The sequence below is a fragment of the Pseudomonas sp. P4_B4 genome, from assembly GCF_056402255.1.
In genome coordinates, this window is sequence record NZ_JBFUHS010000015.1 from 1 (window position 1) to 24450 (window position 24450).

27 protein-coding genes are annotated in these 24450 nt (G+C 60.6%); 25 read left to right on the forward strand and 2 right to left on the reverse strand.

Annotated features, from left to right (window positions below; genetic code table 11):
* Window positions 1-168: 168 nt before the first annotated feature.
* The 23 genes from fliL to AC1DVE_RS16765 all read left to right on the forward strand — a co-directional run bounded on the left by fliL (window position 169) and on the right by AC1DVE_RS16765 (window position 20978).
* Window positions 169-672: a flagellar basal body-associated protein FliL gene (gene fliL, locus AC1DVE_RS16655; protein ID WP_223460040.1), complete on the forward strand. Its 504-nt coding sequence runs from the start codon at window positions 169-171 to the stop codon at window positions 670-672.
* A 9-nt stretch (window positions 673-681) separates the two neighbouring features.
* The gene (gene fliM / locus AC1DVE_RS16660) at window positions 682-1650 is read left to right on the forward strand and encodes a flagellar motor switch protein FliM (RefSeq protein ID WP_057398369.1); all 969 of its coding nucleotides are present in this window, start codon (window positions 682-684) and stop codon (window positions 1648-1650) included.
* 66 nt (window positions 1651-1716) lie between these two features.
* Window positions 1717-2163 (forward strand): flagellar motor switch protein FliN, encoded by a 447-nt coding sequence (fliN, locus tag AC1DVE_RS16665; protein WP_057398370.1) that lies wholly within the window; start codon window positions 1717-1719, stop codon window positions 2161-2163.
* A complete protein-coding gene (gene fliO / locus AC1DVE_RS16670; protein WP_223460038.1) occupies window positions 2164-2607 on the forward strand; it encodes a flagellar biosynthetic protein FliO in 444 nt (147 codons plus the stop codon).
* Entirely contained in the window at window positions 2607-3365 is a 759-nt protein-coding gene (gene fliP / locus AC1DVE_RS16675; protein ID WP_223460036.1) for a flagellar type III secretion system pore protein FliP, read from the forward strand. Before fliO ends, fliP begins: the two co-directional genes overlap by 1 nt.
* On the forward strand, window positions 3362-3631 hold the full coding sequence (fliQ, locus tag AC1DVE_RS16680; protein ID WP_007983364.1) for a flagellar biosynthesis protein FliQ: 270 nt from the start codon (window positions 3362-3364) through the stop codon (window positions 3629-3631). Before fliP ends, fliQ begins: the two co-directional genes overlap by 4 nt.
* Before the next feature lie 3 nt (window positions 3632-3634).
* Window positions 3635-4417, forward strand: a complete 783-nt coding sequence (gene fliR, locus AC1DVE_RS16685; protein WP_150724473.1) for a flagellar biosynthetic protein FliR — start codon at window positions 3635-3637, stop codon at window positions 4415-4417.
* A 3-nt stretch (window positions 4418-4420) separates the two neighbouring features.
* On the forward strand, window positions 4421-5560 hold the full coding sequence (gene flhB / locus AC1DVE_RS16690; RefSeq protein WP_223537497.1) for a flagellar biosynthesis protein FlhB: 1140 nt from the start codon (window positions 4421-4423) through the stop codon (window positions 5558-5560).
* Window positions 5561-5781: 221 nt separating this feature from the next.
* A complete protein-coding gene (gene flhA, locus AC1DVE_RS16695) occupies window positions 5782-7911 on the forward strand; it encodes a flagellar biosynthesis protein FlhA (RefSeq protein ID WP_223460032.1) in 2130 nt (709 codons plus the stop codon).
* Between the two features lie 11 nt (window positions 7912-7922).
* Window positions 7923-9251 carry a flagellar biosynthesis GTPase FlhF gene (flhF, locus tag AC1DVE_RS16700; RefSeq protein ID WP_223460030.1) on the forward strand — a complete coding sequence of 443 codons (1329 nt, stop codon included), beginning with the start codon at window positions 7923-7925 and terminating at the stop codon, window positions 9249-9251.
* 116 nt (window positions 9252-9367) lie between these two features.
* On the forward strand, window positions 9368-10198 hold the full coding sequence (gene fleN / locus AC1DVE_RS16705; RefSeq protein ID WP_008001746.1) for a flagellar synthesis regulator FleN: 831 nt from the start codon (window positions 9368-9370) through the stop codon (window positions 10196-10198).
* Window positions 10195-10935 carry an RNA polymerase sigma factor FliA gene (gene fliA / locus AC1DVE_RS16710; protein ID WP_223460028.1) on the forward strand — a complete coding sequence of 247 codons (741 nt, stop codon included), beginning with the start codon at window positions 10195-10197 and terminating at the stop codon, window positions 10933-10935. The genes fleN and fliA overlap by 4 nt, the downstream gene beginning before the upstream one ends.
* A gap of 168 nt (window positions 10936-11103) precedes the next feature.
* A complete protein-coding gene (locus AC1DVE_RS16715; RefSeq protein WP_003183998.1) occupies window positions 11104-11475 on the forward strand; it encodes a chemotaxis response regulator CheY in 372 nt (123 codons plus the stop codon).
* 21 nt (window positions 11476-11496) lie between these two features.
* Window positions 11497-12285, forward strand: coding sequence for a protein phosphatase CheZ (locus AC1DVE_RS16720; protein ID WP_223460026.1), 789 nt, complete (start codon window positions 11497-11499; stop codon window positions 12283-12285).
* Window positions 12286-12311: 26 nt separating this feature from the next.
* Window positions 12312-14570, forward strand: a complete 2259-nt coding sequence (locus tag AC1DVE_RS16725; RefSeq protein WP_223460024.1) for a chemotaxis protein CheA — start codon at window positions 12312-12314, stop codon at window positions 14568-14570.
* A gap of 48 nt (window positions 14571-14618) precedes the next feature.
* Window positions 14619-15749: a protein-glutamate methylesterase/protein-glutamine glutaminase gene (locus tag AC1DVE_RS16730; RefSeq protein WP_223460022.1), complete on the forward strand. Its 1131-nt coding sequence runs from the start codon at window positions 14619-14621 to the stop codon at window positions 15747-15749.
* Entirely contained in the window at window positions 15749-16489 is a 741-nt protein-coding gene (locus AC1DVE_RS16735) for a flagellar motor protein (RefSeq protein ID WP_150724481.1), read from the forward strand. The genes AC1DVE_RS16730 and AC1DVE_RS16735 overlap by 1 nt, the downstream gene beginning before the upstream one ends.
* 12 nt (window positions 16490-16501) lie before the next feature.
* A complete protein-coding gene (gene motD, locus AC1DVE_RS16740) occupies window positions 16502-17392 on the forward strand; it encodes a flagellar motor protein MotD (protein ID WP_223533566.1) in 891 nt (296 codons plus the stop codon).
* Between the two features lie 43 nt (window positions 17393-17435).
* Window positions 17436-18224, forward strand: a complete 789-nt coding sequence (locus AC1DVE_RS16745) for a ParA family protein (protein ID WP_477784056.1) — start codon at window positions 17436-17438, stop codon at window positions 18222-18224.
* Window positions 18225-18263: 39 nt separating this feature from the next.
* Window positions 18264-19211, forward strand: coding sequence for a CheW domain-containing protein (locus AC1DVE_RS16750; RefSeq protein ID WP_223460018.1), 948 nt, complete (start codon window positions 18264-18266; stop codon window positions 19209-19211).
* 76 nt (window positions 19212-19287) lie between these two features.
* On the forward strand, window positions 19288-19773 hold the full coding sequence (locus tag AC1DVE_RS16755; RefSeq protein WP_007980742.1) for a chemotaxis protein CheW: 486 nt from the start codon (window positions 19288-19290) through the stop codon (window positions 19771-19773).
* On the forward strand, window positions 19774-20166 hold the full coding sequence (locus AC1DVE_RS16760; protein ID WP_223460016.1) for a DUF2802 domain-containing protein: 393 nt from the start codon (window positions 19774-19776) through the stop codon (window positions 20164-20166).
* Between the two features lie 311 nt (window positions 20167-20477).
* A complete protein-coding gene (locus AC1DVE_RS16765) occupies window positions 20478-20978 on the forward strand; it encodes a DUF6622 family protein (RefSeq protein ID WP_223460015.1) in 501 nt (166 codons plus the stop codon).
* A 63-nt stretch (window positions 20979-21041) separates the two neighbouring features.
* Here AC1DVE_RS16765 and AC1DVE_RS16770 read toward each other — a convergent pair whose 3' ends face one another.
* Together AC1DVE_RS16770 and fliK are read right to left on the reverse strand one after the other, a co-directional pair.
* Entirely contained in the window at window positions 21042-21371 is a 330-nt protein-coding gene (locus tag AC1DVE_RS16770) for an EscU/YscU/HrcU family type III secretion system export apparatus switch protein (protein WP_223460013.1), read from the reverse strand.
* The gene (fliK, locus tag AC1DVE_RS16775; RefSeq protein ID WP_223460011.1) at window positions 21368-22942 is read right to left on the reverse strand and encodes a flagellar hook-length control protein FliK; all 1575 of its coding nucleotides are present in this window, start codon (window positions 22940-22942) and stop codon (window positions 21368-21370) included. The genes AC1DVE_RS16770 and fliK overlap by 4 nt, the downstream gene beginning before the upstream one ends.
* A 199-nt stretch (window positions 22943-23141) precedes the next feature.
* On the opposite strand from fliK, the gene ccmA reads away from it, so the two are divergent.
* Both ccmA and ccmB read left to right on the forward strand, forming a co-directional pair.
* Window positions 23142-23777 carry a cytochrome c biogenesis heme-transporting ATPase CcmA gene (ccmA, locus tag AC1DVE_RS16780; RefSeq protein WP_223460010.1) on the forward strand — a complete coding sequence of 212 codons (636 nt, stop codon included), beginning with the start codon at window positions 23142-23144 and terminating at the stop codon, window positions 23775-23777.
* A complete protein-coding gene (gene ccmB, locus AC1DVE_RS16785) occupies window positions 23774-24442 on the forward strand; it encodes a heme exporter protein CcmB (protein WP_007980754.1) in 669 nt (222 codons plus the stop codon). Before ccmA ends, ccmB begins: the two co-directional genes overlap by 4 nt.
* Window positions 24443-24450: the final 8 nt, after the last annotated feature.

A 24450-nucleotide genomic window follows, 5' to 3' on the forward strand; every position in this document is an offset into this window, starting at 1 on the left:
CTGACCTGACACACCGCTTTCGCGAGCAAGCCCGCTCCCACAGGGGTTTCACTGCATATTGCGAATCGCACCCGTCCCCGCCCAATCCTTTCCAGACACTTCTGGCATAACACTTGCTCTTGCCTTGCCGTGCGACTGTGAAAACCCGAATAGTGACGGATTATTGGCATGGCGAAGAGCGACGCAGCAGTTAAAGACCCCGCAACCAAAGGCAAACTCAAGCTGATTATCGTGATCGTGGTGGCCCTGCTGCTGGCGATCGGTGTGTCCGTGGGGGCGACCTGGTACTTCATGCACAGCGCTCAGAGCAAGCCTGCCGCCGCCGTGGCAGAAACCGCTGCCATCGGCAAACAGCCAGCGATTTTCGAGGCGATGGCGCCGGCCTTCGTGGCCAACTTCAACCAGAACGGCCGCCAGCGCTACATGCAAGTGAGCATCACCATGCTCGCGCGCAACCAGGCGGATCTGGAGGCGCTCAAGGTCCACATGCCGGTGATCCGCAATAACCTGGTCATGCTGTTCTCCGGGCAGGACTTCGCGACCCTCGCCTCGCCGGTCGGACAGGAAATGCTGCGGCAGAAAGCCACCGCCAGCGTCCAGGAAGTGGCGCAGAAAGAGCTCGGCAAAGTGGTGATCGAACAGTTGCTTTTCACTAATTTCGTACTGCAGTAGGAACACGACATGGCCGTGCAGGACCTGCTGTCCCAGGATGAAATCGACGCGCTGTTGCATGGCGTCGACGATGGTCTGGTACAGACCGAAAACGCTGCCGAACCCGGCACCGTCAAAAGCTATGACCTGACCAGCCAGGATCGCATCGTCCGTGGACGCATGCCGACCCTGGAAATGATCAACGAACGTTTCGCCCGCTACACCCGCATCAGCATGTTCAACATGCTGCGTCGCTCGGCGGACGTGGCGGTCGGCGGCGTGCAGGTGATGAAGTTCGGCGAATACGTGCATTCGCTGTACGTGCCGACCAGTCTGAACCTGGTCAAGATCAAACCCCTGCGCGGCACCGCGCTGTTCATCCTCGACGCCAAACTGGTGTTCAAGCTGGTGGACAACTTCTTCGGTGGCGACGGCCGGCACGCCAAGATCGAAGGGCGTGAATTCACCCCGACCGAACTGCGTGTGGTGCGCATGGTGCTGGAGCAGGCCTTTGTCGACTTGAAGGAAGCCTGGCAAGCGATCATGGAAGTCAACTTCGAGTACATCAACTCGGAAGTGAACCCGGCCATGGCCAACATCGTCGGCCCGAGCGAAGCCATTGTGGTGTCGACCTTCCACATCGAACTCGATGGCGGTGGCGGCGACCTGCACGTGACCATGCCGTACTCGATGATCGAGCCGGTGCGCGAAATGCTCGACGCCGGCTTTCAGTCGGACCTCGATGACCAGGACGAGCGCTGGGTCAACGCCCTGCGCCAGGACGTGCTGGACGTCGACGTGCCGATCGGGGCGACGGTGGCTCGTCGTCAGTTGCGCCTGCGCGACATCCTGCACATGCAGCCGGGGGATGTGATCCCGGTCGAGATGCCGGAAGAAATGATCATGCGCGCCAACGGCGTGCCGGCCTTCAAGGTCAAGATGGGCTCGCACAAGGGCAACCTGGCGTTGCAAGTGATCGAGCCGATCGAGCGCCGTTGACCGGCGCTCGTACCCATTCGCGATTAACCGAATTCTGAATTTTTGCTCGCCGAGGACACTGACAATATGAACACGCAGGACGATCAGGCGCTGGCCGATGAATGGGCTGCGGCCCTGGAAGAAACCGGTGATGCCGGGCAGGCTGACATCGACGCTTTGCTGGCCGCCGATTCCGGCAGTTCCGCGTCTAACCGTTTGCCAATGGAAGAGTTCGGCAGCGTGCCGAAAAACAACGACCCGGTCAGCCTCGAAGGCCCGAACCTGGACGTGATCCTTGATATCCCGGTGTCGATTTCCATGGAAGTGGGCAGCACCGACATCAACATCCGCAACCTGCTGCAACTGAACCAGGGTTCGGTGATCGAGCTTGATCGCCTGGCCGGCGAGCCACTGGACGTGCTGGTCAATGGCACGCTCATCGCCCACGGCGAAGTGGTGGTGGTCAACGAGAAGTTCGGCATCCGCCTGACGGACGTGATCAGCCCAAGCGAACGCATCAAGAAGCTGCGCTGAGTGAAAAAGGTTCTGGGGTTTGTGCTCGCAATGCCGCTCAGCGTGCTGGCGGCCGAGCCGGTTGCGACAGCTGTTACCGCCGCTGCGCCGGCGGTGAGCAGCGGTGTGGCTGGCCAGTTGACGCAACTGGTGTTCGGCTTGCTGCTGGTGCTGGGGCTGATCTTTCTCCTCGCCTGGTTGCTGCGTCGGGTCCAGCAGGCCGGTCCGGCAGGCAAGGGGCAGGTGATCGAGATTGTCGGCTCCCGCGCGCTGGGGCCTCGTGACCGCCTGATGCTGGTGCAGGTCGGCAACGAGCAGATTCTGTTGGGCCTGAGCCCCGGCAACATTGCTGCGCTGCACGTTCTCAAGGAACCGGTGCAAGTGCCGAGTACCGAAAAGCCGACGCCGGAGTTTGCACAGCGCCTGCTGGAGATGCTGGGTAAAGATCAGAAGGATAAGAAGTAATGGGTGCGCTACGCATCGTCTTGATGCTGGCCCTGATGCTGGCCGCGCCGCTGGCATTCGGTGCCGATCCGCTGTCGATCCCGGCCATCACCCTGGGCACCAATGCGCAGGGTGCGCAGGAATACTCGGTCAGCCTGCAAATCCTGCTGATCATGACCGCGCTGAGTTTTATCCCGGCGTTTGTCATGCTGATGACCAGCTTCACCCGGATCATCATCGTGTTCTCGATCCTGCGCCAGGCCCTGGGCCTGCAGCAGACACCGTCGAACCAGATCCTCACCGGCATGGCACTGTTCCTGACCCTGTTCATCATGGCGCCGGTGTTCGACCGGGTAAATCAGGACGCCTTGCAACCGTACCTGGCAGAAAAAATGACCGCCCAGGATGCGGTCGCCAAGGCCCAGGTGCCGATCAAGGACTTCATGCTCGCCCAGACCCGCTCCAGTGATCTGGAGCTGTTCATGCGCCTGTCCAAGCGCACTGACATCGCGACGCCGGATCAGGCGCCGTTGACCATCCTGGTGCCGGCCTTCGTCACCTCCGAGCTGAAAACGGCGTTCCAGATCGGCTTCATGATCTTCATTCCGTTCCTGATCATCGACCTGGTCGTGGCCAGTGTGTTGATGGCCATGGGTATGATGATGCTCTCGCCGCTGATCATTTCCCTGCCGTTCAAGATCATGTTGTTCGTGCTGGTGGATGGCTGGGCGCTGATCATCGGCACGCTGGCCAGCAGCTTCGGTGGTGTCTCGCCATGACGCCAGAAGTCGCGGTCGACATCTTTCGCGAAGCGTTGTGGCTGACCACCATGATGGTGGCGATCCTGGTGATTCCAAGTTTGCTTGTGGGCCTGCTGGTGGCGATGTTCCAGGCCGCCACCCAGATCAACGAACAGACCCTGAGCTTCCTGCCGCGCCTGCTGGTGATGCTGGTGACGCTGATCGTCGGCGGTCCATGGATGGTGCAGACCTTCATGGACTACATCCTGCAGTTGTACGGCAGCATTCCTCAGGTCATCGGCTAAACCATGTCACTGCTAGCGCTGACCGATACGCAGATCAGCACCTGGGTGGCGACGTTCATGCTGCCGCTGTTTCGCGTCGGCTCCTTGCTGATGGTCATGCCGGTATTTGGCACGACCCTGCTGCCCCGGCGCATCCGCCTGTATTTCGCCTTGGCCATTACCGTGGTCATCGCGCCGGGCCTGCCGCCGATGCCGCCGGTGAATCCACTGGATTTGAGCGGGTTGTTGCTGATTGCCGAGCAGATTCTCATCGGTGCGGTGATGGGTTTTTCCTTGCAGCTGTTCTTTCAGGCCTTTGTGGTCGCCGGGCAAATCGTCGCCATCCAGATGGGCATGGGCTTCGCTTCCATGATCGACCCGGCGAACGGTGTATCGACGGCGGTGATCGGGCAGTTTTTCACCATGCTGGTGACGCTGCTGTTCCTATCCATGAACGGTCATCTGGTGGTGTTCGAGATCCTCACCGAGAGTTTCACCACGTTGCCGGTGGGTGGCGGCCTGATGGTCAATCACTACTGGGAGCTGGCCGGCAAGCTCGGCTGGGTGCTCGGTTCGGCGTTGTTGCTGGTGCTGCCGGCGATCACCGCGTTGCTGGTGGTCAACATCGCGTTTGGCGTCATGACCCGGGCGGCGCCGCAACTCAATATTTTCTCTGTCGGCTTCCCGCTGATCCTGGTGCTTGGGCTGTTCATCGTCTGGGTCGGGCTGGCGGACATTCTCAACCAGTATCAACCGCTGGCCACTGAGGCATTGCAGTTGTTACGCGAAATGGCACGGGCGAGCTGAGTCATGGCTGAGAGCGAAAGCGGTCAGGACAAAACAGAAGACCCCACGGAGAAGCGCAAGCAGGACTCCCGTGAAAAGGGTGAGGTAGCCCGGTCCAAGGAACTCAACACTCTGGCGATCATGCTGGTCGGTGCCTCGGCGTTGCTGATTTTTGGCGGCGCCATGGCGCAGGACATGATGGAGCTGATGCGCATCAACTTCTCGCTGCCGCGGGAAGTGATTCTGGATCAGCGCTCCATGGCCACCTACCTGATGCGCTCGGGGCAAATTGCCCTGTGGTCGATCCAGCCGGTGATGATCACCTTGGTGCTGGCCGCCATCATCGGTCCGATCTCCCTGGGTGGCTGGTTGTTCGCGGCGAGTTCCATGGCGCCCAAGTTCAGTCGCTTGAACCCCGGTCCCGGCCTCAAGCGCATGTTCTCCACCAAGTCGCTGATCGAACTGCTCAAGGCTCTGGCCAAGTTCATCATCATCCTGTTCGTGGCGCTGGCGGTGTTGTCATCGGACATCGATGACCTGCTGCGCATCGCCCATGAGCCCTTGGACATGGCGATCATTCACAGCCTGCAAGTGGTGGGCTGGAGCACCTTGTGGATGGCGTGCGGGCTGATCCTGATCGCTGTGGTGGATGTGCCGGTACAACTCTGGGAAAGCCACAAGAAACTGCTGATGACCAAGCAGGAAGTGCGTGACGAGCATAAGGACCAGGAGGGGCGGCCGGAGGTCAAGCAGCGGATTCGACAGCTGCAACGCGAGATGTCCCAGCGGCGGATGATGGCCGCCATTCCCGAGGCCGACGTGGTCATCACCAACCCGACGCACTATGCCGTGGCCCTGAAGTACGACCCGGAAAAGGGTAATGCGCCGGTGTTGCTGGCCAAGGGTAGCGACTTCCTGGCCCTGAAGATCCGCGAGATCGCGGCGGCCAACGAGATCCTGCTGCTGGAGTCGCCGGCGCTGGCGCGATCGATCTACTACTCCACCGAGCTTGAGCAGGAAATCCCCGGCGGGCTCTACCTGGCGGTCGCGCAGGTGCTGGCTTACGTTTATCAGATTCGACAGTACCAGGCGGGCAAGGGCAAGCGACCGGATCCGCTCAAGGATGACCTGCCGATTCCGCCGGATCTGCGGCGCGATTCCTGAGATTCGCGCTGTCGCTGATGGCCCCTTCGCGGGCAAGCCCACAGGTTCGGCGATAACTTGTGGGAGCGGGCTTGCTCGCGAAGAGGCCAGTCAAGGCACTACATAACCCCCTGAAAAACTCTGTATTTCTCCCTCTGCAAAAGTTGGAAAGCTTCTTGCAGTAGCCGTTCTGCGCCTGCTTCAGGCGTCAAAAGTTTGCTTTAAAGGAACGGGGAAAACCGGTGGATCGCTCTCAGTTAATCAACAGTGCCCGCACAAACATTGCCGACCTCAGTCGAGGCAATCTGGGCGTGCCGCTGTTGCTGCTGGTCATGCTGGCGATGATGATGTTGCCGGTGCCGCCGTTCCTGCTGGACGTGTTCTTCACCTTCAACATTGCCCTGTCCATCGTCGTGCTGCTGGTGTGCGTCTACGCTTTGCGGCCGCTGGATTTCGCGGTGTTCCCGACCATTCTGCTGGTGGCGACGCTATTGCGCCTGGCGTTGAACGTGGCCTCCACGCGGGTGGTGATGCTCCACGGCCAGGACGGTCATGCGGCGGCCGGCAAGGTGATCCAGGCCTTCGGCGAGGTGGTGATTGGCGGTAACTACGTGGTTGGTATCGTGGTCTTCGCGATCTTGATGATCATCAACTTCGTCGTGGTGACCAAGGGCGCAGGGCGGATTTCCGAGGTGAGCGCGCGTTTCACCCTCGATGCGATGCCCGGCAAGCAAATGGCGATCGACGCCGACCTCAACGCCGGCCTGATCGATCAGGCCCAGGCCAAGGCCCGTCGTTCGGAAGTGGCCCAGGAAGCCGAGTTCTACGGTTCCATGGACGGTGCCAGCAAATTCGTCCGCGGTGACGCCATCGCCGGCCTGCTGATTCTGTTCATCAACCTGATCGGCGGCATGGCGGTCGGTATCTTCCAGCACAACATGAACTTCGCCGACGCCGGCAAGGTGTATGCGCTGTTGACCATCGGTGACGGATTGGTGGCGCAATTGCCATCACTGTTGTTATCGACAGCCGCCGCGATCATGGTGACCCGTGCTTCCGGTTCGGAAGACATGGGCAAGCAAATCAATCGCCAGATGTTCGCCTCGCCCAAGGCGCTGGCGGTGGCGGCAGGCTTGATGGCGGTCATGGGCCTGGTGCCCGGCATGCCGCACTTCTCGTTCCTCAGCATGGCGGCCCTGGCGGCCGGTGGCGCCTACCTGTTCTGGAAAAAGCAGAACGTCGCCAAGGTGCAGGCCCTGCAAGAGGTCAAGCGCCAGCAGGAGTTGTTGCCGTCGCCGGCCCGTGCCCAGGAAACCAAGGAGCTTGGCTGGGATGACGTGACGCCCATCGACATGATCGGCCTGGAGGTGGGTTATCGCCTGATTCCGTTGGTGGACCGCAACCAGGGCGGCCAGTTGCTGGCGCGGATCAAGGGTGTGCGCAAGAAGCTGTCCCAGGATCTGGGTTTCCTGATGCCGACCGTGCATATCCGCGACAACCTCGACCTGGCGCCCAGTGCCTATCGCCTGACCCTCATGGGGGTAATCCTGGCCGAAGCAGAGATTTACCCGGATCGCGAGCTGGCGATCAACCCGGGGCAGGTCTACGGCACGCTCAACGGCATTACCGCCAAAGATCCGGCTTTCGGCCTGGAGGCGGTCTGGATCGAAATCAGCCAGCGCGCCCAGGCGCAATCCCTCGGTTATACGGTGGTCGATGCCAGTACCGTAGTGGCCACCCACCTGAACCAGATACTTTACAAGCATTCCAGTGAACTGATCGGTCACGAAGAAGTGCAGCAGCTCATGCAATTGCTGGGCAAAAGCTCGCCGAAACTGGCCGAGGAGCTGGTGCCAGGGGTGGTTTCGCTATCGCAGCTGCTCAAGGTGCTGCAAGCGCTGTTGGCCGAACAAGTGCCGGTGCGCGACATCCGCAGCATTGCCGAAGCCATCGCCAACAATGCCGCCAAGAGTCAAGATACCGCCGCGCTGGTGGCTGCCGTGCGTGTTGGCGTATCCCGTGCAATCGTCCAAAGCATTGTAGGCACTGAGTCGGAGCTGCCAGTTATCACGCTGGAGCCAAGGTTGGAACAGATATTGCTCAATAGTCTGCAAAAGGCCGGGCAAGGCTCGGAAGAGGGTGTTCTGCTGGAGCCAAGCATGGCTGAGAAGCTGCAACGTTCGTTGATCGACGCAGCGCAGCGCCAGGAGATGCAAGGTCAGCCGGTGATTCTGCTGGTGGCCGGTCCGGTTCGCGCGATGCTCTCGCGATTCGGCCGGCTCGCAGTCCCGGGTTTGCACGTGTTGGCTTACCAGGAAATCCCTGACAACAAGCAAGTGACCATCGTTGCGACAGTAGGGCCCAACGGCTGAGGTAGTGGTTTATGCAAGTTAAGCGTTTTTTCGCCGCCGATATGCGTCAGGCCATGAAGCTGGTTCGCGATGAGCTGGGCGCTGATGCCGCCATCATTGGCAACCGCCGGATCGCAGGAGGTGTCGAACTGACGGCTGCACTGGATTACAAGTTGTCGGCGCTGGCACCGCGGGTTCCGAACATGGAACTCGAAGACGAGCTGCGCAAGACTCAGTCGCGGATCGTCACTGCCCAGGCCGAACTGAGCCTGCGTGGCGACGGCGAGAGCGACAATGCGACCAATCGCCAGTTGTTCGCCGGCTTGCCGCTCACCGCAGCCGAGCCGTTGATCGAACCAACGTACGCCGAACCCCGTCGCCCCGCACCGGCTGCTGCACCAGCCTCCACTGGCGTGGACCCGCGCGCGTTCGACTCGATGCGTTTCGAACTCAACAGCCTGCGCGAACTCATGGAAGTCCAACTCGGCTCGCTGGCCTGGAATCAGCTGCAGGGCAGCCGTCCGGACCAGGCCAACCTCTGGCGTCGCCTGCAACGCATCGGCCTGTCCGGCCCGCTGTCGCGCGACCTTTTGACGATGATCACCGATATCGAAGAGCCTCGTCAGGCCTGGCGCATGTTGCTGGCGCACCTGGCGCGCATGATCGTGACACCGGAAATCGAGCCGCTGGAAGAGGGCGGTGTGATCGCCATGGTAGGCCCAGCCGGCATGGGCAAGACCACCACCCTGGCCAAGCTGGCTGCCCGTTACGTGCTCAAGTACGGCGCGCAGAACATTGCGCTGGTGAGCATGGACAGCTTCCGCATCGGTGCCCAGGAGCAGCTCAAGACCCTGGGGCGCATACTCAACGTGTCGGTGACCCACGTCGATCCGGGCCAGTCGCTGGTGCAGGCGCTGGAACCCTTGCTGCGCAAGCGCGTGGTACTGATCGATACCGCCGGCCTGCAGGCCAGCGACCCGGCCCTGCGCATGCAGCTCGAAAGCCTGGCCGGTCGAGGCATCCGCTCGAAAAATTATCTGGTTCTGGCAACCACCAGCCAGAAACAGGTTCTAACCGCCGCTTATCACAGTTACAAGCGTTGTGGGCTCGCTGGCTGCATCCTGACTAAACTGGATGAAACGGCTAGTCTGGGCGAGGTGTTGAGCCTGGCCATCAGTCATGAGCTGCCGGTGGCCTACCTGACCGATGGCCCGCGGATTCCGGATGATCTCCATCTGCCGCGCCGTCATCAGTTGGTCAGTCGCGCCGTCAGCGTGCAAATGCAGGAAGAACCCAGCGAAGAAGCCATGGCTGACATGTTCGCTGATATTTACCACAGCCAAACCAAGCAGGTTGGCTAAGGTAGTAATGAACAGTTTTTGTACCTACATCGATGGTCTGCCATGCATTGTTCCGTTTGTGAACGCGCAGCCAGTAATGTGGCCTCCGTCTATGCAAGACAAGGTAAAGAAATAACATGGGCAGCATGCATCCCGTACAGGTGATCGCGGTGACCGGCGGCAAAGGTGGCGTCGGGAAAACTAATGTGTCAGTGAACTTGTCCCTGGCTCTGGCTGAGCTTGGCCGGCGCGTCATGCTGTTGGACGCCGACCTGGGACTGGCGAACGTTGACGTTCTGCTGGGCCTGACACCCAAACGTACCCTGGCCGACGTGATCGAGGGCCGCTGCGAACTGCGCGATGTACTGCTGCAGGGCCCCGGCGGTATCCGTATCGTTCCGGCCGCATCCGGCACTCAGAGCATGGTGCATCTGAGCCCCGCGCAACACGCCGGCCTGATCCAGGCCTTCAGCGATATCGGCGACAACCTCGACGTATTGGTGATCGACACCGCGGCGGGCATTGGTGACTCGGTAGTCAGTTTCGTTCGCGCAGCCCAGGAAGTGCTGCTGGTGGTGTGCGACGAGCCGACCTCGATCACTGACGCCTACGCATTGATCAAATTGCTTAACCGTGACTACGGCATGAACCGCTTCCGCGTCCTGGCCAACATGGCCCAGAGCCCGCAGGAAGGGCGCAACCTGTTCGCCAAGTTGACCAAGGTCACGGATCGCTTCCTCGACGTCGCCCTGCAATACGTCGGCGCGGTGCCCTACGACGAAAGCGTGCGCAAGGCGGTGCAGAAGCAGCGCGCCGTCTACGAGGCCTTCCCGCGTTCCAAGTGCTCGCTGGCATTCAAGGCGATCGCACAGAAGGTCGATACCTGGCCGCTGCCTGCCAACCCGCGCGGGCACCTGGAATTTTTCGTCGAGCGCCTCGTGCAGCAGACAGCAGGACCGGTTCTATGACGGCAAGCGGTTACAACCTCTACAAAACATCGGCGCGTGATGCGCAGTACGAGCTGATCGAGCGTTACGCGCCGCTGGTTAAACGCATTGCCTACCACTTGTTGGCGCGCCTGCCGGCCAGTGTCCAGGTCGAAGACCTGATCCAGGCCGGGATGATCGGCCTGCTTGAGGTGTCGACCAAGTATGACGCCAGCAAAGGCGCCAGTTTCGAGACGTACGCGGGCATTCGAATCCGCGGCGCCATGCTCGATGAAGTGCGTAAGGGGGACTGGGCGCCACGTTCGGTTCACCGCAATACACGCATGGTCAGCGACGCCATTCGCTCGATTGAAGCGAAAACCGGTCGTGATGCTAAAGATCACGAAGTTGCGGCCGAACTCCAATTGAGTCTCGACGATTACTACGGGATTTTGAACGACACCCTGGGCAGCCGGCTGTTCAGTTTCGACGATCTGTTGCAGGACGGCGAACACGAAGGGCTGCACGAGGATGGGGCGAGTGCTCATATCGAGCCGTCACGCGACCTGGAAGATGAACGCTTCCAGGCTGCGCTGGCAGATGCGATTGCCAATTTGCCGGAGCGTGAGCGACTGGTGTTGGCGCTGTACTACGACGAAGAGTTGAACCTCAAGGAAATCGGTGAGGTCCTTGGGGTCAGCGAATCTCGGGTCAGCCAGTTACACAGCCAGTGCGCGGCCCGTTTGCGGGGGCGTTTGGGGGAGTGGCGAGCGCGCTGAAGGCAGTGTGGGGGACACTGCGAACGAGGCCGGTGTGGTGTTGAACTGCGCCGGTCGCGATCTGTTGTGCTCCAGACAGTCATCGAGTGCTTTGCCGGATTGATTGAAATGGCGTGTCCAGGTGCTGGGCGCGTTTAAGACTGCTTGGAGGTCGAATTGGACAAGAACATGAAAATCCTCATCGTTGATGACTTCTCAACGATGCGGCGGATCATCAAGAACCTGCTGCGTGACCTTGGGTTCACCAACACCGTCGAGGCCGACGATGGCACTACCGCCATTCCGGTGCTCAACAGCGGAAGCATCGACTTTCTGGTAACGGACTGGAACATGCCTGGCATGACCGGTATCGATCTGCTGCGCCATGTGCGTGCCGATGAAAAGCTCAAGCACCTGCCGGTGCTGATGGTGACCGCTGAAGCCAAGCGTGAGCAGATCATCGAAGCGGCCCAGGCCGGCGTTAACGGCTATGTGGTCAAACCCTTCACGGCCCAGGCGTTGAAAGAAAAAATCGAGAAGATTTTCGAACGCATCGGTTGATGAGTGCGCCATGGGGGAGCTATGGGCAATAACGAAACTTCATTGGGCGATTTTGAATCGACCCTGAAAAAACACGCCGTCGAATTGGTCGCCAGCCTTGAAAAAGGCAAGTTCGGCGACGCGGTGCAATTGATCCATGAGCTCAACCAGACCCGTGACCGCGGCCTGTATCAGGAAGTGGGCAAGCTCACTCGCGAACTGCATAGCGCGATCGTCAATTTCCAGATTGACCCGCACATGCCGCAAGCCGAAGAAGTGTCGCAGATCACCGACGCCACCGAGCGTCTGGGGTATGTGGTCAAGCTGACCGAGGCCGCGGCCAACCGCACCATGGATCTGGTGGAAAGTGCCACGCCGCTGGTCAATGGCCTGGCGGATGAAGCCAAGGTGTTGAGCGCGGACTGGGGGCGCTTCATGCGTCGCGAAGTCGGCGCGCAAGAGTTTCGTGAACTGGCCCGGCGGGTCGACGGGTTCCTGGCGCGCAGCGGCACGGACAATCGCGCGGTGTCGGGCAACCTCAACGACATCCTGCTCGCCCAGGATTACCAGGACCTCACAGGCCAGGTGATCAAGCGTGTGACCCAGTTGGTCACCGAAGTTGAAAGCAACCTGCTCAAGCTCGTGCTGATGGCCAGTCAGGTGGACCGCTTTGCGGGCATCGAACATGACCGCGAAGCGATGCTTGCAGAAAAAGATCCACAAAAACATCTATCTCAGGGTGAAGGTCCGCAGATTCATGCCGATAAAAGAGAAGACGTTGTGTCCGGTCAGGACGATGTGGACGATTTGCTATCCAGCCTTGGATTTTAGGTAGACCTGTTAGGAGCATCCCCTTAATGAGCTTCGGCGCCGATGAAGAGATCCTTCAGGATTTCCTGGTTGAGGCCGGCGAGATTCTAGAGCAACTGTCCGAGCAACTGGTCGAGCTGGAAAGCCGTCCGGATGATGCGGATCTGCTCAATGCAATTTTTCGCGGTTTTCACACTGTAAAAGGGGGCGCCGGCTTCCTCCAGCTCAACGAGCTGGTGGAGTGCTGCCACATCGCCGAGAACGTGTTCGACATCCTGCGCAAGGGTGAACGTCGCGTCGACTCGGAACTGATGGACGTGGTTCTCGAAGCGCTGGACGCGGTGAACAGCATGTTCAGCGAAGTCCGCGAACGCCGCCCGATCACGGCTGCGACACCTGAATTGCTTGCGGCGCTGGCCCGCCTGGCCGAGCCGCAATCGGCTGACGAGGTGGTATCCGCGCCTGTCGCTGCTGTGGTTCAAACGCCTGTGGCTGAAGCCGAATCGGGCGACATCACCGACAATGAATTCGAACAACTGCTGGACTCGCTGAACGCCGTCAAGGCGCAGGCCGAGGCCCCGGCGGCTGCTCCAGCGCCTGCCAGCAATGCCGCTGCCAGCGACGAAATCACCGATGCCGAGTTCGAGTCGTTGCTCGATCAACTGCATGGTAAAGGCCAGTTCGCCGTTGACGCAGTGGTCCCTACGCCGGCTGCGCCAGAAGCACCGAAAGCGGCCGGCGACAGCTCCGATATTACTGACGACGAATTCGAAGCACTGCTCGACCAACTGCACGGCAAGGGTAACTTTGCTGTCGATGCGCTCGAGTCGGCCATTGCTTCTGTGCCAGCACCTGCCGCGCCAGCCGCCGCAGCGGTCGGCAGCGATCTGATCACCGATCACGAATTTGAATCGCTGCTCGATGAGTTGCACGGCAAAGGCAGGTTCAGCGAAGTCGGCAAGGCGACGGTTGCCAGCGGATCGAACACGTCCGTTGCCGCGCCGGCCGCGAAGGCTGCGGCGCCGAAACCAGTGACCAAGGCACCCGAACCAAAAGCTGAAACGCCGGCTGCTGCCGCTGCACCTGCTGCTGCGCGTGCCCCGGCCGCGCCACCGGCGGAAAAACCGGCGAGCGAAGCCGAGACCACCGTGCGCGTCGATACCGCGCGTCTCGACGAGATCATGAACATGGTCGGCGAGTTGGTGCTGGTGCGTAACCGCCTGGTCCGCCTCGGCCTCAACAGCGGCGACGAAGCCATGTCCAAGGCTGTGTCGAACCTCGACGTGGTCACCGCCGACCTGCAAACCGCGGTCATGAAGACCCGGATGCAACCGATCAAGAAAGTCTTCGGGCGCTTCCCGCGCCTGGTTCGCGACCTGGCTCGCCAGCTCAAGAAAGAGATCAACCTGGAACTGGTCGGCGAAGAAACCGACCTCGACAAGAACCTCGTCGAGGCCCTGGCCGATCCGCTGGTCCACTTGGTGCGCAACGCGGTCGACCACGGTATCGAGTCACCGGAAGAACGCGAAGCCTCGGGCAAGGCCCGGGGCGGCAAGGTGATTCTTGCAGCCGAGCAGGAAGGCGACCACATCCTGCTGTCGATCTCCGATGACGGCAAAGGCATGGACCCGAACGTCCTGCGTTCCATCGCGGTTAAACGCGGCGTGATGGACAAGGATGCGGCGGACCGTTTGAGCGACACCGAATGCTACAACCTGATCTTCGCCCCGGGTTTCTCGACCAAGACCGAGATCTCCGACGTATCGGGTCGCGGCGTGGGCATGGACGTGGTGAAAACCAAGATTTCCCAGCTCAACGGTTCGATCAACATCTACTCGGCCAAGGGCCAGGGTTCGAAGATCGTCATCAAGGTGCCGTTGACCCTGGCGATCATGCCGACGCTGATGGTCATGCTCGGCAACCAGGCCTTTGCGTTCCCGCTGGTGAACGTCAACGAGATCTTCCACCTCGACCTGTCGACCACCAACGTCGTGGACGGCCAGGAAGTGGTGATCGTGCGGGACAAGGCACTGCCATTGTTCTATCTCAAACGCTGGCTGGTCAGCTCCGCCGCTCACGAAGAGCAGCGTGAAGGACATGTGGTGATCCTTTCTGTGGGCACGCAGCGGATCGGCTTTGTCGTCGATCAACTGGTGGGCCAGGAAGAAGTGGTCATCAAGCCATTGGGCAAAATGCTCCAGGGAACGCCGGGTATGTCCGGCGCCACCATCACCGGTGACGGCCGCATTGCGCTGATTCTCGATGTTCCGAGCATGCTCAAGCGTTACGCCACACGGCGTATTTGATTCTGGTGGAGCGGGGCGCCTGGCCTCGCTCCATCTAATGGAGTGTTTATGGCAGTCAAAGTCCTGGTGGTGGACGATTCGGGGTTTTTCCGCCGCCGCGTCTCGGAAATTCTTTCAGCGGATTCGAATATCCAGGTCGTCGGCACGGCGACCAACGGCAAAGAGGCGATCGATCAGGCACTGGCCCTCAAGCCCGACGTGATCACCATGGACTACGAGATGCCGATGATGGACGGCATCACCGCCGTGCGGCACATCATGCAACGCTGCCCGACCCCGGTCCTGATGTTCTCCTCGCTGACCCACGAAGGCGCCCGGGTCACCCTCGATGCGCTGGATGCCGGCGCGGTGGACTTCCTGCCGAAGAATTTCGAAGACATCTCGCGCAACCCCGAGAAGGTCAAGCAACTGCTGTGCGAGAAGATCCTGAGCATTGCGCGCAGCAATCGTCGTGTCAGTGCCTACAGCGCTCCGGCCCCTGTGGCCGCACCCGCTCCAACACCTGCGCCTTCGAGCGTCGGCAGTTACGGCAGCAGCGCGCCCGTGCGTCCGGCACCGGCACCGATCCCTGTGCGTACGCATGCGGCCACCGCGCCGTCGCCCGCGCCGAAACGCAAAGCCTACAAACTGGTGGCCATTGGTACGTCCACCGGCGGCCCGGTTGCCCTGCAGCGGGTGTTGACCCAATTGCCGGCCAACTTCCCGGCCCCGCTCGTGCTGGTTCAACACATGCCGGCCGCCTTCACCAAGGCCTTCGCCGAGCGCCTGGACAAGCTGTGCCGCATCAGCGTCAAGGAAGCCGAGGATGGCGACATCCTGCGTCCGGGCCTGGCGCTGCTGGCGCCGGGTGGCAAGCAAATGATGATCGACGGCCGCGGTGCGGTGAAAATCCTCCCGGGTGACGAACGTCTGAATTACAAGCCATGCGTGGACATCACGTTCGGTTCGGCAGCCAAGTCCTACGGCGACAAGGTTCTGGCGGTGGTCCTGACCGGCATGGGCGCCGACGGCCGTGAAGGCGCGCGCCTGCTCAAGCAGGGCGGCAGTTCGATCTGGGCACAGGACGAAGCCAGTTGCGTGATCTACGGCATGCCGATGGCCATCGTCAAAGCCGAGCTCGCCGACGCGGTGTATAGCCTCGACGACATTGGCAAGCACCTGGTCGAGGCCTGTATCTGATGGATGTTCTAAGCCTGATCGGCATCATCATGGCCTTCGTCGCCATCATCGGCGGCAACTACCTTGAAGGCGGTCATCTCGGCGCCCTGGCCAACGGCCCGGCAGCGCTGATCGTGCTCGGTGGCACCATTGGCGCCGCGCTACTGCAATCGCCGATGAGCGCCTTCAAGCGCGCCATGCAGATCCTCGCCTGGATCCTGTTCCCGCCCCGTGTCGACCTGGCCGGTGGCATCGATCGCGTGGTGAACTGGAGCCTGACCGCACGCAAGGAAGGCCTGCTGGGCCTTGAAGGTATCGCCGACGCCGAACCCGACAACTACGCACGCAAAGGCCTGCAACTGCTGGTCGACGGCGCCGAGCCGGAAGCGATTCGCAGCATTCTCGAAGTGGACTTCTACACCCAGGAAAGCCGCGATGTCGAAGCTTCGAAGGTCTTCGAAAGCATGGGCGGTTACGCGCCGACCATAGGCATCATCGGTGCGGTGATGGGCCTGATTCACGTCATGGGCAACCTGGGTGATCCGTCGCAACTGGGTAACGGCATCGCCGTGGCCTTCGTCGCCACCATCTACGGCGTGGCCAGTGCCAACCTGGTGCTGCTGCCGATTGCCGCCAAACTCAAATCCATTGCGTTGCGCCAGTCGCGTTATCGCGAAATGCTGCTGGAAGGGCTGCTGTCGATCGCCGAAGGTGAAAACCCTCGCTCCATTGAGTTGAAGCTTCAAGGCTTCATGGATTAAGGGAAAAAACTCATGGCCCGTCGTCGCCAGCAAGAAGAGCATGTAAACCATGAACGTTGGCTGGTTTCCTATGCCGACTTCATCACCTTGCTGTTCGCCTTTTTCGTGGTGATGTACTCGATCTCTTCGATCAACGAAGGCAAGTACAAGGTCATTTCCGAAGCGCTGATCGGGGTCTTCACCGATTCCGATCGTTCGCTCAAGCCGATCCCCATCGGTGACGAGAGGCCAAAGACCGTGACCCCGGCCAAGCCGCTGGTCAAGGACAGTGACCAGGTCGATGCCGGTGTCGCCGGCGCCAGCGATCCCCTCAAAAGCATCGCCGACGACATCAGTGCGGCGTTCGGTGACCTGATCAGCTCCAACCAGATGACCGTGCGCGGCAATGAGTTGTGGGTCGAGATCGAGCTCAATTCCAGCCTGTTGTTCGGCAGCGGCGACGCCATGCCCAGCGACATCGCGTTCAACATCATCGACAAGGTTGCGGCGATCCTGAAGCCGTTCGACAACCCGATTCATGTCGAAGGTTTCACCGACGATCAGCCGATCCGCACCGCGCAGTATCCGACCAACTGGGAGCTGTCTTCGGCCCGCTCGGCCAGCATCGTGCGCATGCTGGCGATGCAAGGGGTGAACCCCGGTCGCCTGGCTTCGGTGGGCTATGGCGAGTTTCAGCCGGTGGCCAACAACGCTACCGCTGAAGGCCGCGCACGCAACCGTCGCGTGGTGCTGGTGGTGTCGCGCAACCTCGATGTTCGCCGCAGCCTGACCGGCACCGGAACCGCCCATGCGCAACCGGATGCCGCATTGAAGCGTGCTGGCACACAAACTGCACCGACCCCGGTCAAGTCGCCGGTACGAGAGAGCGCCGTCAATTCTCCGTCACCCGCATTAACACGTTGAGCTATTTCTCGGTCGATCCATTCGGCCGGGAGGAACAATCCGAATGAGAGTCTGGGCAGTCGCCAATCAAAAGGGTGGTGTCGGTAAAACGACTTCCTCCATCGCTTTAGCCGGTTTACTGGCGGAGGCGGGCAAGCGCGTGGTCGTGGTCGATCTCGACCCCCACGGCTCGATGACCAGTTACTTCGGCTACGATCCCGACGCCCTGGAGCACAGCAGCTACGACTTGTTCTTGCACAAGGGCAGCGTGCCCCAAGGCCTGCCGGGTCAACTGCTGCTGTCGACCAGTGACGAACGCATCTCCCTGTTGCCCTCCAGCACCGCGCTGGCCACCCTTGAGCGCCAGTCGCCGGGGCAGAGTGGTTTGGGCCTGGTGATTGCCAAGAGCCTGGCGCAACTGTGGCAGGACTTCGATTACGCCGTGATCGACAGCCCGCCCTTGCTCGGCGTGCTGATGGTCAATGCCTTGGCGGCGAGCCAGCAACTGGTGATCCCGGTGCAGACCGAACACCTGGCGGTCAAGGGCCTGGAGCGCATGGTCAACACCCTGGCGATGATCAACCGCTCGCGCAAACAGGCGTTGCCCTTCACCATCGTGCCAACCCTGTTTGACCGCCGCACCCAAGCGTCCCTCGAAACGTTGCGCGTGCTGCGCGACAAGTTTCCAGAGGAAATCTGGCAGGGCTACATCCCGGTGGACACACGCCTGCGCGATGCCAGCCGCGCCGGTCTGACACCTTCGCAATTCGACGGTAAGAGCCGAGGCGTTCTCGCTTATCGCGCGTTGCTCAAGCATCTGCTGGCGGCGCAACTTGTTGCGCAGGTGGCGTGACATGAGCCCAATTCCCGTAGCGCCCGCGCAGGTGTGCCAATGAATCGGCCGATGAAGACGACATCGCGCCCGCAACTGGCGTTGCAGTCGTATCTGGACAACTTGCTGCAAGACGCAACCGAGGACATGGCCCCGGAGATTGAGGCGCTTGTCGAAGTGGTGAAAGTCGTCGAAGAGCAAGGCGTACTGGATGAATTTCAGGCTGCGGTGCTCGAAGAACAGGCCCGGGATTCACAGAAAACCGCAGTGGCTGCCGCTCCGGTGGTCGCGCCTTTGGCAAAGGCTCCCGTAGCCGTGGTCGAAGCGCAGGAACCCGTTCTGGCGCCGGTATCGACTCTTGCGCCACTGTTGCAAGCCCTGGTGGTTCCGATTGAGGAAGCTGAAGCGCTGGAGACTACGGTTATCGAGGCGCCTCAGGCGCTGGTGCCGCCCGTCGTTGAAGTTCATTTGCCGCCGAGCAATACGCCGCCACCGGTGGAAACCGACGGTCGTCCGTCCTGGGCTGCCGAACCCTTCGAATGCCTGTTGTTCGATGTCGCCGGTTTGACCCTGGCGGTGCCGCTGGTGTGCCTGGGCTCGATTTACTCACTGGCCGGTCACGAGCTGACGCCGCTGTTCGGCCAGCCGGAGTGGTTCCTGGGCATTCTGCCGAGCCAGGCCGGCAACCTCAAGGTGCTCGATACCGCGCGTTGGGTCATGCCCGACCGTTACCGCGACGATTTCAAGCAGGGCCTGCAATACGTGATTTCGGTGCAGGGCTACGAGTGGGGGCTGGCGGTGCATCAGGTCAGCCGTTCGTTGCGCCTGGACCCGAATGAAATCAAATGGAGAAGTCACCGAGGTCAGCGGCCATGGCTCGCCGGCACGGTGATTGAACACATGTGCGCCTTGCTCGATGTCGCCTCGTTGGCCGAGTTGATCGCCAGCGGCGGAGCCAAGCACATGTCTGGCGTCAAGCCGGGCCAAAAACCGACATCAGTCAAATAAACAAAACAGGCGACGTCACTCTGATGGCGTTGCACGGAACACACACCGCCAGGGCGGTTTCTTGAGGGGTCAGGGTATGAATGACAAGGCAACGGCGGCAAAAGGTTCCGAAGATCCGATCCTGCAATGGGTCACCTTCAAGCTGGACAACGAGACCTACGGCATCAACGTGATGCGCGTCCAGGAAGTCCTGCGTTACACCGAAATCGCCCCGGTCCCGGGTGCCCCGAGCTACGTGCTGGGCATCATCAACCTGCGCGGCAACGTCGTCACCGTGATCGACACCCGCCAGCGCTTCGGCCTGATGAATGCCGAGATCAGCGACAACACCCGTATCGTCATCATCGAAGCCGACAAGCAGGTTGTCGGGATCATGGTCGACAGCGTGGCCGAAGTGGTTTACCTGCGTCAGTCGGAAATCGAAACCGCGCCGAACGTGGGTAACGAAGAGTCCGCCAAGTTCATTCAAGGCGTGTGCAACAAGAACAACGAACTGCTCATCCTGGTCGAACTCGACAAGATGATGAGCGAAGAAGAATGGTCGGAACTGGAGAGTATCTGATTGATTCTCGAGGTTGCGGTCATTGTCCTGTTCCTGTTTTGGGCAGGCACGCTGGCGATGTTCCTGGCGTACATTCGCGGTCAAAAGCACATCGCCGCGCAACAGGCCAAGGGTGATGCGCTGCGTGATCAGCGCATCAAGGACCTGGCCAAGCGCGTCGACGACTACCAGAACGGCAATGTGCGCATGGGCGAAGACCTGCACGAGCTGCGGGCGATCGTTGCGCCGTTGCCGGACAAACTCACCCAGCTGGAACAGCGTGATCCTTCAAGCCTGTCGTTTGCCCAGGCAGCGCGGTTAGTCGGAATGGGCGCCAGCGTCAACGAACTGACCCAGTCCTGCGGCTTGACCCAGGCTGAGGCGGAGTTGATGAGTAAGCTTCACAAGAACTGAGTGTTGCTATCCGGCTGAAATCGCTTTCGTCGGAACGCCGCCCGGAGCAAACCCGCTCCCACACTGGATCAATGTCGTACACAAAATTTGTGTTCACAGAAGACCAAATGTGGGAGCGGGCTTGCTCGCGAAGGCGTCCTCGAATGCGCAGCAATCTTCCCCGCGATCCGACTCATTCCTCTCTATCCTCAGACAGGGATTACGCTGTCGTAGTCTCCTGCCTATAACATTCTCAGATCCCACCGTCTTGTGATCGCAACCAGCGATCAGTAGTTTGATCTGCTCAAACATACACAGTGCCAGGAAGGCTTATGATCGACATTTTGCGTGGTACACCGCTGTGGGTTTATGCGGTGTTTTTTATTCTGAGTTACTACGGCGTCATCGCCTGTTTCAGGAGCCACGTATCGAAAAGGTCATTGCAGATATCACCCGTGATATTCGTGGCTTTGTCCCTCGCATCGCTCAATCCCTCCCAGGAAATTGCAATCCAGCTTTCAGTCTATGCATTGGGATTGCTGGCGGGGTGGTTGCTGGCACTGCGTTTTTTCTCGTACAACAATGTGCAGTGCGAGGGGCAACATCTGGTTCTACCCGGTACGTTCAAGGTACTGATTGTGTATTGGGGCTTTTTTGCCTGGCGTTATTACGAAGGTTACCAGGCGGCCATGTACCCGGAACTGGCCAATGAAATGTCGACGGTTGCAGCGGCGGCGCTGGGGGCAGGGCTCATCAATGGTTTGATTGTTGGTCGCAGTTTCAAGCTATTGCGTTTCGTAGGAGCTGGCTTGCCAGCGAAGGCGGCTAAATGATCGGTGCAATATTCAAGTTCGCATTCGCCGGCAAACCGGCTCCTACATAACGGGTTCGTAAGCTCAATAATCATCCCCGCGCTCGGTGATGTCCTTCTCGACCATCAGCGCATCCGGATCCTGCCCCGCCGGAAATTTCCCCTTCAGATTCCACGCAAACGCAATGATCTCGGCAATCGTCCGATAGAGCTCCTGCGGAATGCTGTCCCCCAGCTCCATCTTCGTCAGCAGCCTCACCAGTTCGGCGTTTTCGTAGATCGGCACTTCGCAGTCGCGGGCAATCCGCAGGATTTCTTTCGCCAGGGCTTCGTCGCCCTTGGCGGTGAGGGTGGGGGCGTGGCTGCCGTCGTATTTGAGGGCAATGGCCTGGCGTGGGGCGTTGGGATTTTTCATGCGGTTTCGTCGACCCAGCGTTGTTCGAGGCGGGTTTGCGGGCCTTGGGGCGGTGTGCCGAGGTGGCAATCGAGGTCGCCGACGTTCAGGCCGGCGGACAGCAAGCGGTCACGCAGCCCGCTCAGGTTGCTTTCGATCAGGCTGGCGGTGTAAGGCCGCTCTGCCCAGAGCTGGCTGCCGAGGCTGCCCTTGATCAGTTGCGCCTGAATTTGCAGCGGCCCCAATGGCTCCATGGCGAAGGCCAGTTCGACGCGCCACAGCTGTTGCTTGGGTTCGCGTTCTTCGCGACGTTCCTTCGGCTGTTCTTTTTCGGGTGAATCTTCACGCTGGAACTTGACCTGCAAGGGCACGATGTCCTGCATATTGCGCATCGGGATTTCCAGCTGCCAGGTGCTCATCAGCCGTCCGTCGGCGGTTAGGCCGGTTTGTTCCAGACTCGACAGTTGATGGCTTTGCAGGCGTGAAACCGCGGCGGCGGCCAGGCGCAGCAGGTGTTCGAGGTCGTTTTCACCCTCGGTGCTTTGCAACAGGCGTTCGGGCAGCGGGAAACCGCTCGGCGACGGCTTGGCGCTGACCTGGCCGAGCATGCCCAGGGCGTTGCGGACAAAGTTCGGCATGGCTTGGGCCAGGGTGTTGGCGGCGATGATCGCGCCGAGGCTGGTGTTGGCCGGCAAGCCCTGACTCAACTGCGCAACCAGTTTCAGCAGGTCACCTTTCATGTCCGGCGCGAGCGTCGGGTTTTGCCCGGTCAGCAGTTTGCTTTCGAGAAACACACCGCTGCTGGCCAGGGCCTGGGCCAGGCCCTTGGGGGTGCTCAACTGTTGAACATCTGGCAAGCCGGCGAGCAACCGGGCAGCGGCGCTGCGCAATTCAACGGATGTCTGGTCCGAGGGCGCAAGGTTCTGCAGGAGCTTGAGCAAGCCGTCCAGCGAGCCCTGGCGGCTTTGCTGGTCGACCAGTTGCCGGGTCACCGCCAGTTGTTCCTGTCGGCTGCTCAGTGGCACGAATTTCACGGTCTGGGCGTCTTGCACCTGCGCGCTCAATAAGGTGCCGATGCGCAAGGGCTGTGGGCTGTCGATGTTCAGGGTGCTGCCGCTCAGTGCGGTATTGAGCAGGCCCACCATCGAGCGAAAGATCATGGGCTGGCCGGGTACCTGGGGCAGCACTTGCGAGGTCAGCACTTTGCCTTGCAGCAGGGTGCCAACGGGCAGTTGCGAGGTATCGAGGCGGGTGAGGGTGGTGATGTTGGAGGCAATGGCCTGTTGCACCGTCACGGCCAGGTTGCCGGCCGAGGGTTGGCTGACGACCAGCGTGGTGCCCTGGGCCAGCGGTTGATTACTGGTAGTCTGGACCGTGGTCTGGCGGCCGCTGTCGAGGGTGACCTTGAGCAGCATCTGGAAAGTCTGATCCGCCTGCTTGAGCGACAGTACTTCGGCCTGGGCGGTTTGACCGACGCTGATCAGCCCCTCCACCGGCGTCAGCAACTTGAGCAACTCACCACTGACCACCGGCGGGTGCGAAGTCGCCGGGAGGGTTTGCGGTAGCGGGAGGATGTTCATTTCGCCTGTCATACGCGGTCACAACCTGAGGAAAATGCACTCTTTAGAGTAAGGTCTGGCATGTATAATGCCGCGCCGTTGTATCCAAAAATGGCGAAAACTTTGCAATTGTTTGACGCAGCTCTCTAGAACAAGACGTCATTGCATCTATGCTGCATCTCTTTAACGGCCGCGCCAGAGCCGACTTGAACCGTATAAGGCCCGTGAACCCTTGACCAGTCCTGTCCTGCAAACCGTTGCCCTTGCCTGTGAGCGAGACCTTCGGCTGCTCTTCGAAAATCTCGAATTGCGACTGGCCAGTGGCGAAATGGTACAAATCAGCGGCCCCAACGGCAGCGGCAAGACCAGCCTGTTGCGCCTGCTCTCGGGGCTGATGCAGCCGACCGCCGGTCAGGTGCTGCTCAACGGCCAGCCACTGAATGCACAACGCGGCGAACTGGCGCGCAACCTGCTGTGGATCGGCCACGCGGCCGGGATCAAGGATTTGCTGACGCCGGAAGAGAATCTGAGCTGGCTGTGCGCCTTGCATCATCCGGCGACCCATGAGGCGATCTGGCAGGCGCTGGACGCGGTCGGGCTGCGCGGATTCGAGGATGTGCCTTGCCACACCCTGTCTGCCGGTCAACAGCGCCGCGTCGCGCTGGCGCGTCTGTATCTGGACAGCCCGCCGCTGTGGATCCTCGATGAACCCTTTACCGCCCTCGACAAGCAGGGCGTGGCACAGCTTGAATCTCATCTGGCCGGCCACTGCGAACGCGGCGGCATGGTGGTGTTGACCACTCATCACACGCTGAGCCGGATGCCGGCCGGTTATCGCGACATCGATCTGGGGAGCTGGGCCGTATGAGTGTTTTCGGCCTGCTGGTCGCCCGCGAGGCTCGTCTGCTGTTCCGCCGCCCGGCGGAACTGGCCAATCCGCTGGTGTTCTTCGCCATCGTCGTTTCCCTGTTCCCGTTGGCCGTCGGTCCTGAGTCTCAATTGTTGCAAACCTTGTCTCCGGGGCTGGTCTGGGTCGCGGCACTTTTATCGGTCCTGCTCTCGCTGGACGGGCTTTTCCGCAGTGATTTCGAGGATGGATCCCTCGAACAGTGGGTCCTTTCGCCGCACCCCCTGGCTCTTCTGGTTTTGGCCAAGGTGCTGGCACACTGGGCTTTTTCCGGCCTGGCACTGGTTTTGCTCGCGCCCTTGCTGGCGCTGATGCTCGGTTTGCCTGCCGCCTGTCTGCCAGTGTTGCTGCTTTCGTTGCTGCTCGGTACACCGGTACTGAGCCTGCTCGGTGCGGTGGGCGCGGCGCTGACGGTGGGCTTGAAGCGTGGCGGCCTTTTGCTAGCGCTACTGATTCTACCGTTGTACATCCCGGTGTTGATCCTTGGCAGTGGCGCCTTGCAGGCTGCCTTGCAGGGGATGCCGGCGACCGGTTATCTGTTGTGGCTTGGTAGCCTGACCGCCCTGGCGATAACCCTGACACCTTTTGCAATAGCTGCTGGCCTGAAGATCAGCGTCGGCGAATAATGAGGTCT

Excerpts from the sequence above, each read along its gene's own strand:
- fliL (WP_223460040.1), top strand. The coding sequence starts at position 169 with ATGGCGAAGAGCGACGCAGCAGTTAAAGACCCCGCAACCAAAGGCAAA.
- fliM (WP_057398369.1), top strand. The coding sequence starts at position 682 with ATGGCCGTGCAGGACCTGCTGTCCCAGGATGAAATCGACGCGCTGTTG.
- fliN (WP_057398370.1), top strand. The coding sequence starts at position 1,717 with ATGAACACGCAGGACGATCAGGCGCTGGCCGATGAATGGGCTGCGGCC.
- fliP (WP_223460036.1), top strand. The coding sequence starts at position 2,607 with ATGGGTGCGCTACGCATCGTCTTGATGCTGGCCCTGATGCTGGCCGCG.
- fliQ (WP_007983364.1), top strand. The coding sequence starts at position 3,362 with ATGACGCCAGAAGTCGCGGTCGACATCTTTCGCGAAGCGTTGTGGCTG.
- fliR (WP_150724473.1), top strand. The coding sequence starts at position 3,635 with ATGTCACTGCTAGCGCTGACCGATACGCAGATCAGCACCTGGGTGGCG.
- flhB (WP_223537497.1), top strand. The coding sequence starts at position 4,421 with ATGGCTGAGAGCGAAAGCGGTCAGGACAAAACAGAAGACCCCACGGAG.
- flhF (WP_223460030.1), top strand. The coding sequence starts at position 7,923 with ATGCAAGTTAAGCGTTTTTTCGCCGCCGATATGCGTCAGGCCATGAAG.
- fleN (WP_008001746.1), top strand. The coding sequence starts at position 9,368 with ATGGGCAGCATGCATCCCGTACAGGTGATCGCGGTGACCGGCGGCAAA.
- fliA (WP_223460028.1), top strand. The coding sequence starts at position 10,195 with ATGACGGCAAGCGGTTACAACCTCTACAAAACATCGGCGCGTGATGCG.
- AC1DVE_RS16715 (WP_003183998.1), top strand. The coding sequence starts at position 11,104 with ATGAAAATCCTCATCGTTGATGACTTCTCAACGATGCGGCGGATCATC.
- AC1DVE_RS16720 (WP_223460026.1), top strand. The coding sequence starts at position 11,497 with ATGGGCAATAACGAAACTTCATTGGGCGATTTTGAATCGACCCTGAAA.
- AC1DVE_RS16725 (WP_223460024.1), top strand. The coding sequence starts at position 12,312 with ATGAGCTTCGGCGCCGATGAAGAGATCCTTCAGGATTTCCTGGTTGAG.
- AC1DVE_RS16730 (WP_223460022.1), top strand. The coding sequence starts at position 14,619 with ATGGCAGTCAAAGTCCTGGTGGTGGACGATTCGGGGTTTTTCCGCCGC.
- AC1DVE_RS16735 (WP_150724481.1), top strand. The coding sequence starts at position 15,749 with ATGGATGTTCTAAGCCTGATCGGCATCATCATGGCCTTCGTCGCCATC.
- motD (WP_223533566.1), top strand. The coding sequence starts at position 16,502 with ATGGCCCGTCGTCGCCAGCAAGAAGAGCATGTAAACCATGAACGTTGG.
- AC1DVE_RS16745 (WP_477784056.1), top strand. The coding sequence starts at position 17,436 with ATGAGAGTCTGGGCAGTCGCCAATCAAAAGGGTGGTGTCGGTAAAACG.
- AC1DVE_RS16750 (WP_223460018.1), top strand. The coding sequence starts at position 18,264 with ATGAATCGGCCGATGAAGACGACATCGCGCCCGCAACTGGCGTTGCAG.
- AC1DVE_RS16755 (WP_007980742.1), top strand. The coding sequence starts at position 19,288 with ATGAATGACAAGGCAACGGCGGCAAAAGGTTCCGAAGATCCGATCCTG.
- AC1DVE_RS16765 (WP_223460015.1), top strand. The coding sequence starts at position 20,478 with ATGATCGACATTTTGCGTGGTACACCGCTGTGGGTTTATGCGGTGTTT.
- AC1DVE_RS16770 (WP_223460013.1), bottom strand. The coding sequence starts at position 21,371 with ATGAAAAATCCCAACGCCCCACGCCAGGCCATTGCCCTCAAATACGAC.
- fliK (WP_223460011.1), bottom strand. The coding sequence starts at position 22,942 with ATGACAGGCGAAATGAACATCCTCCCGCTACCGCAAACCCTCCCGGCG.
- ccmB (WP_007980754.1), top strand. The coding sequence starts at position 23,774 with ATGAGTGTTTTCGGCCTGCTGGTCGCCCGCGAGGCTCGTCTGCTGTTC.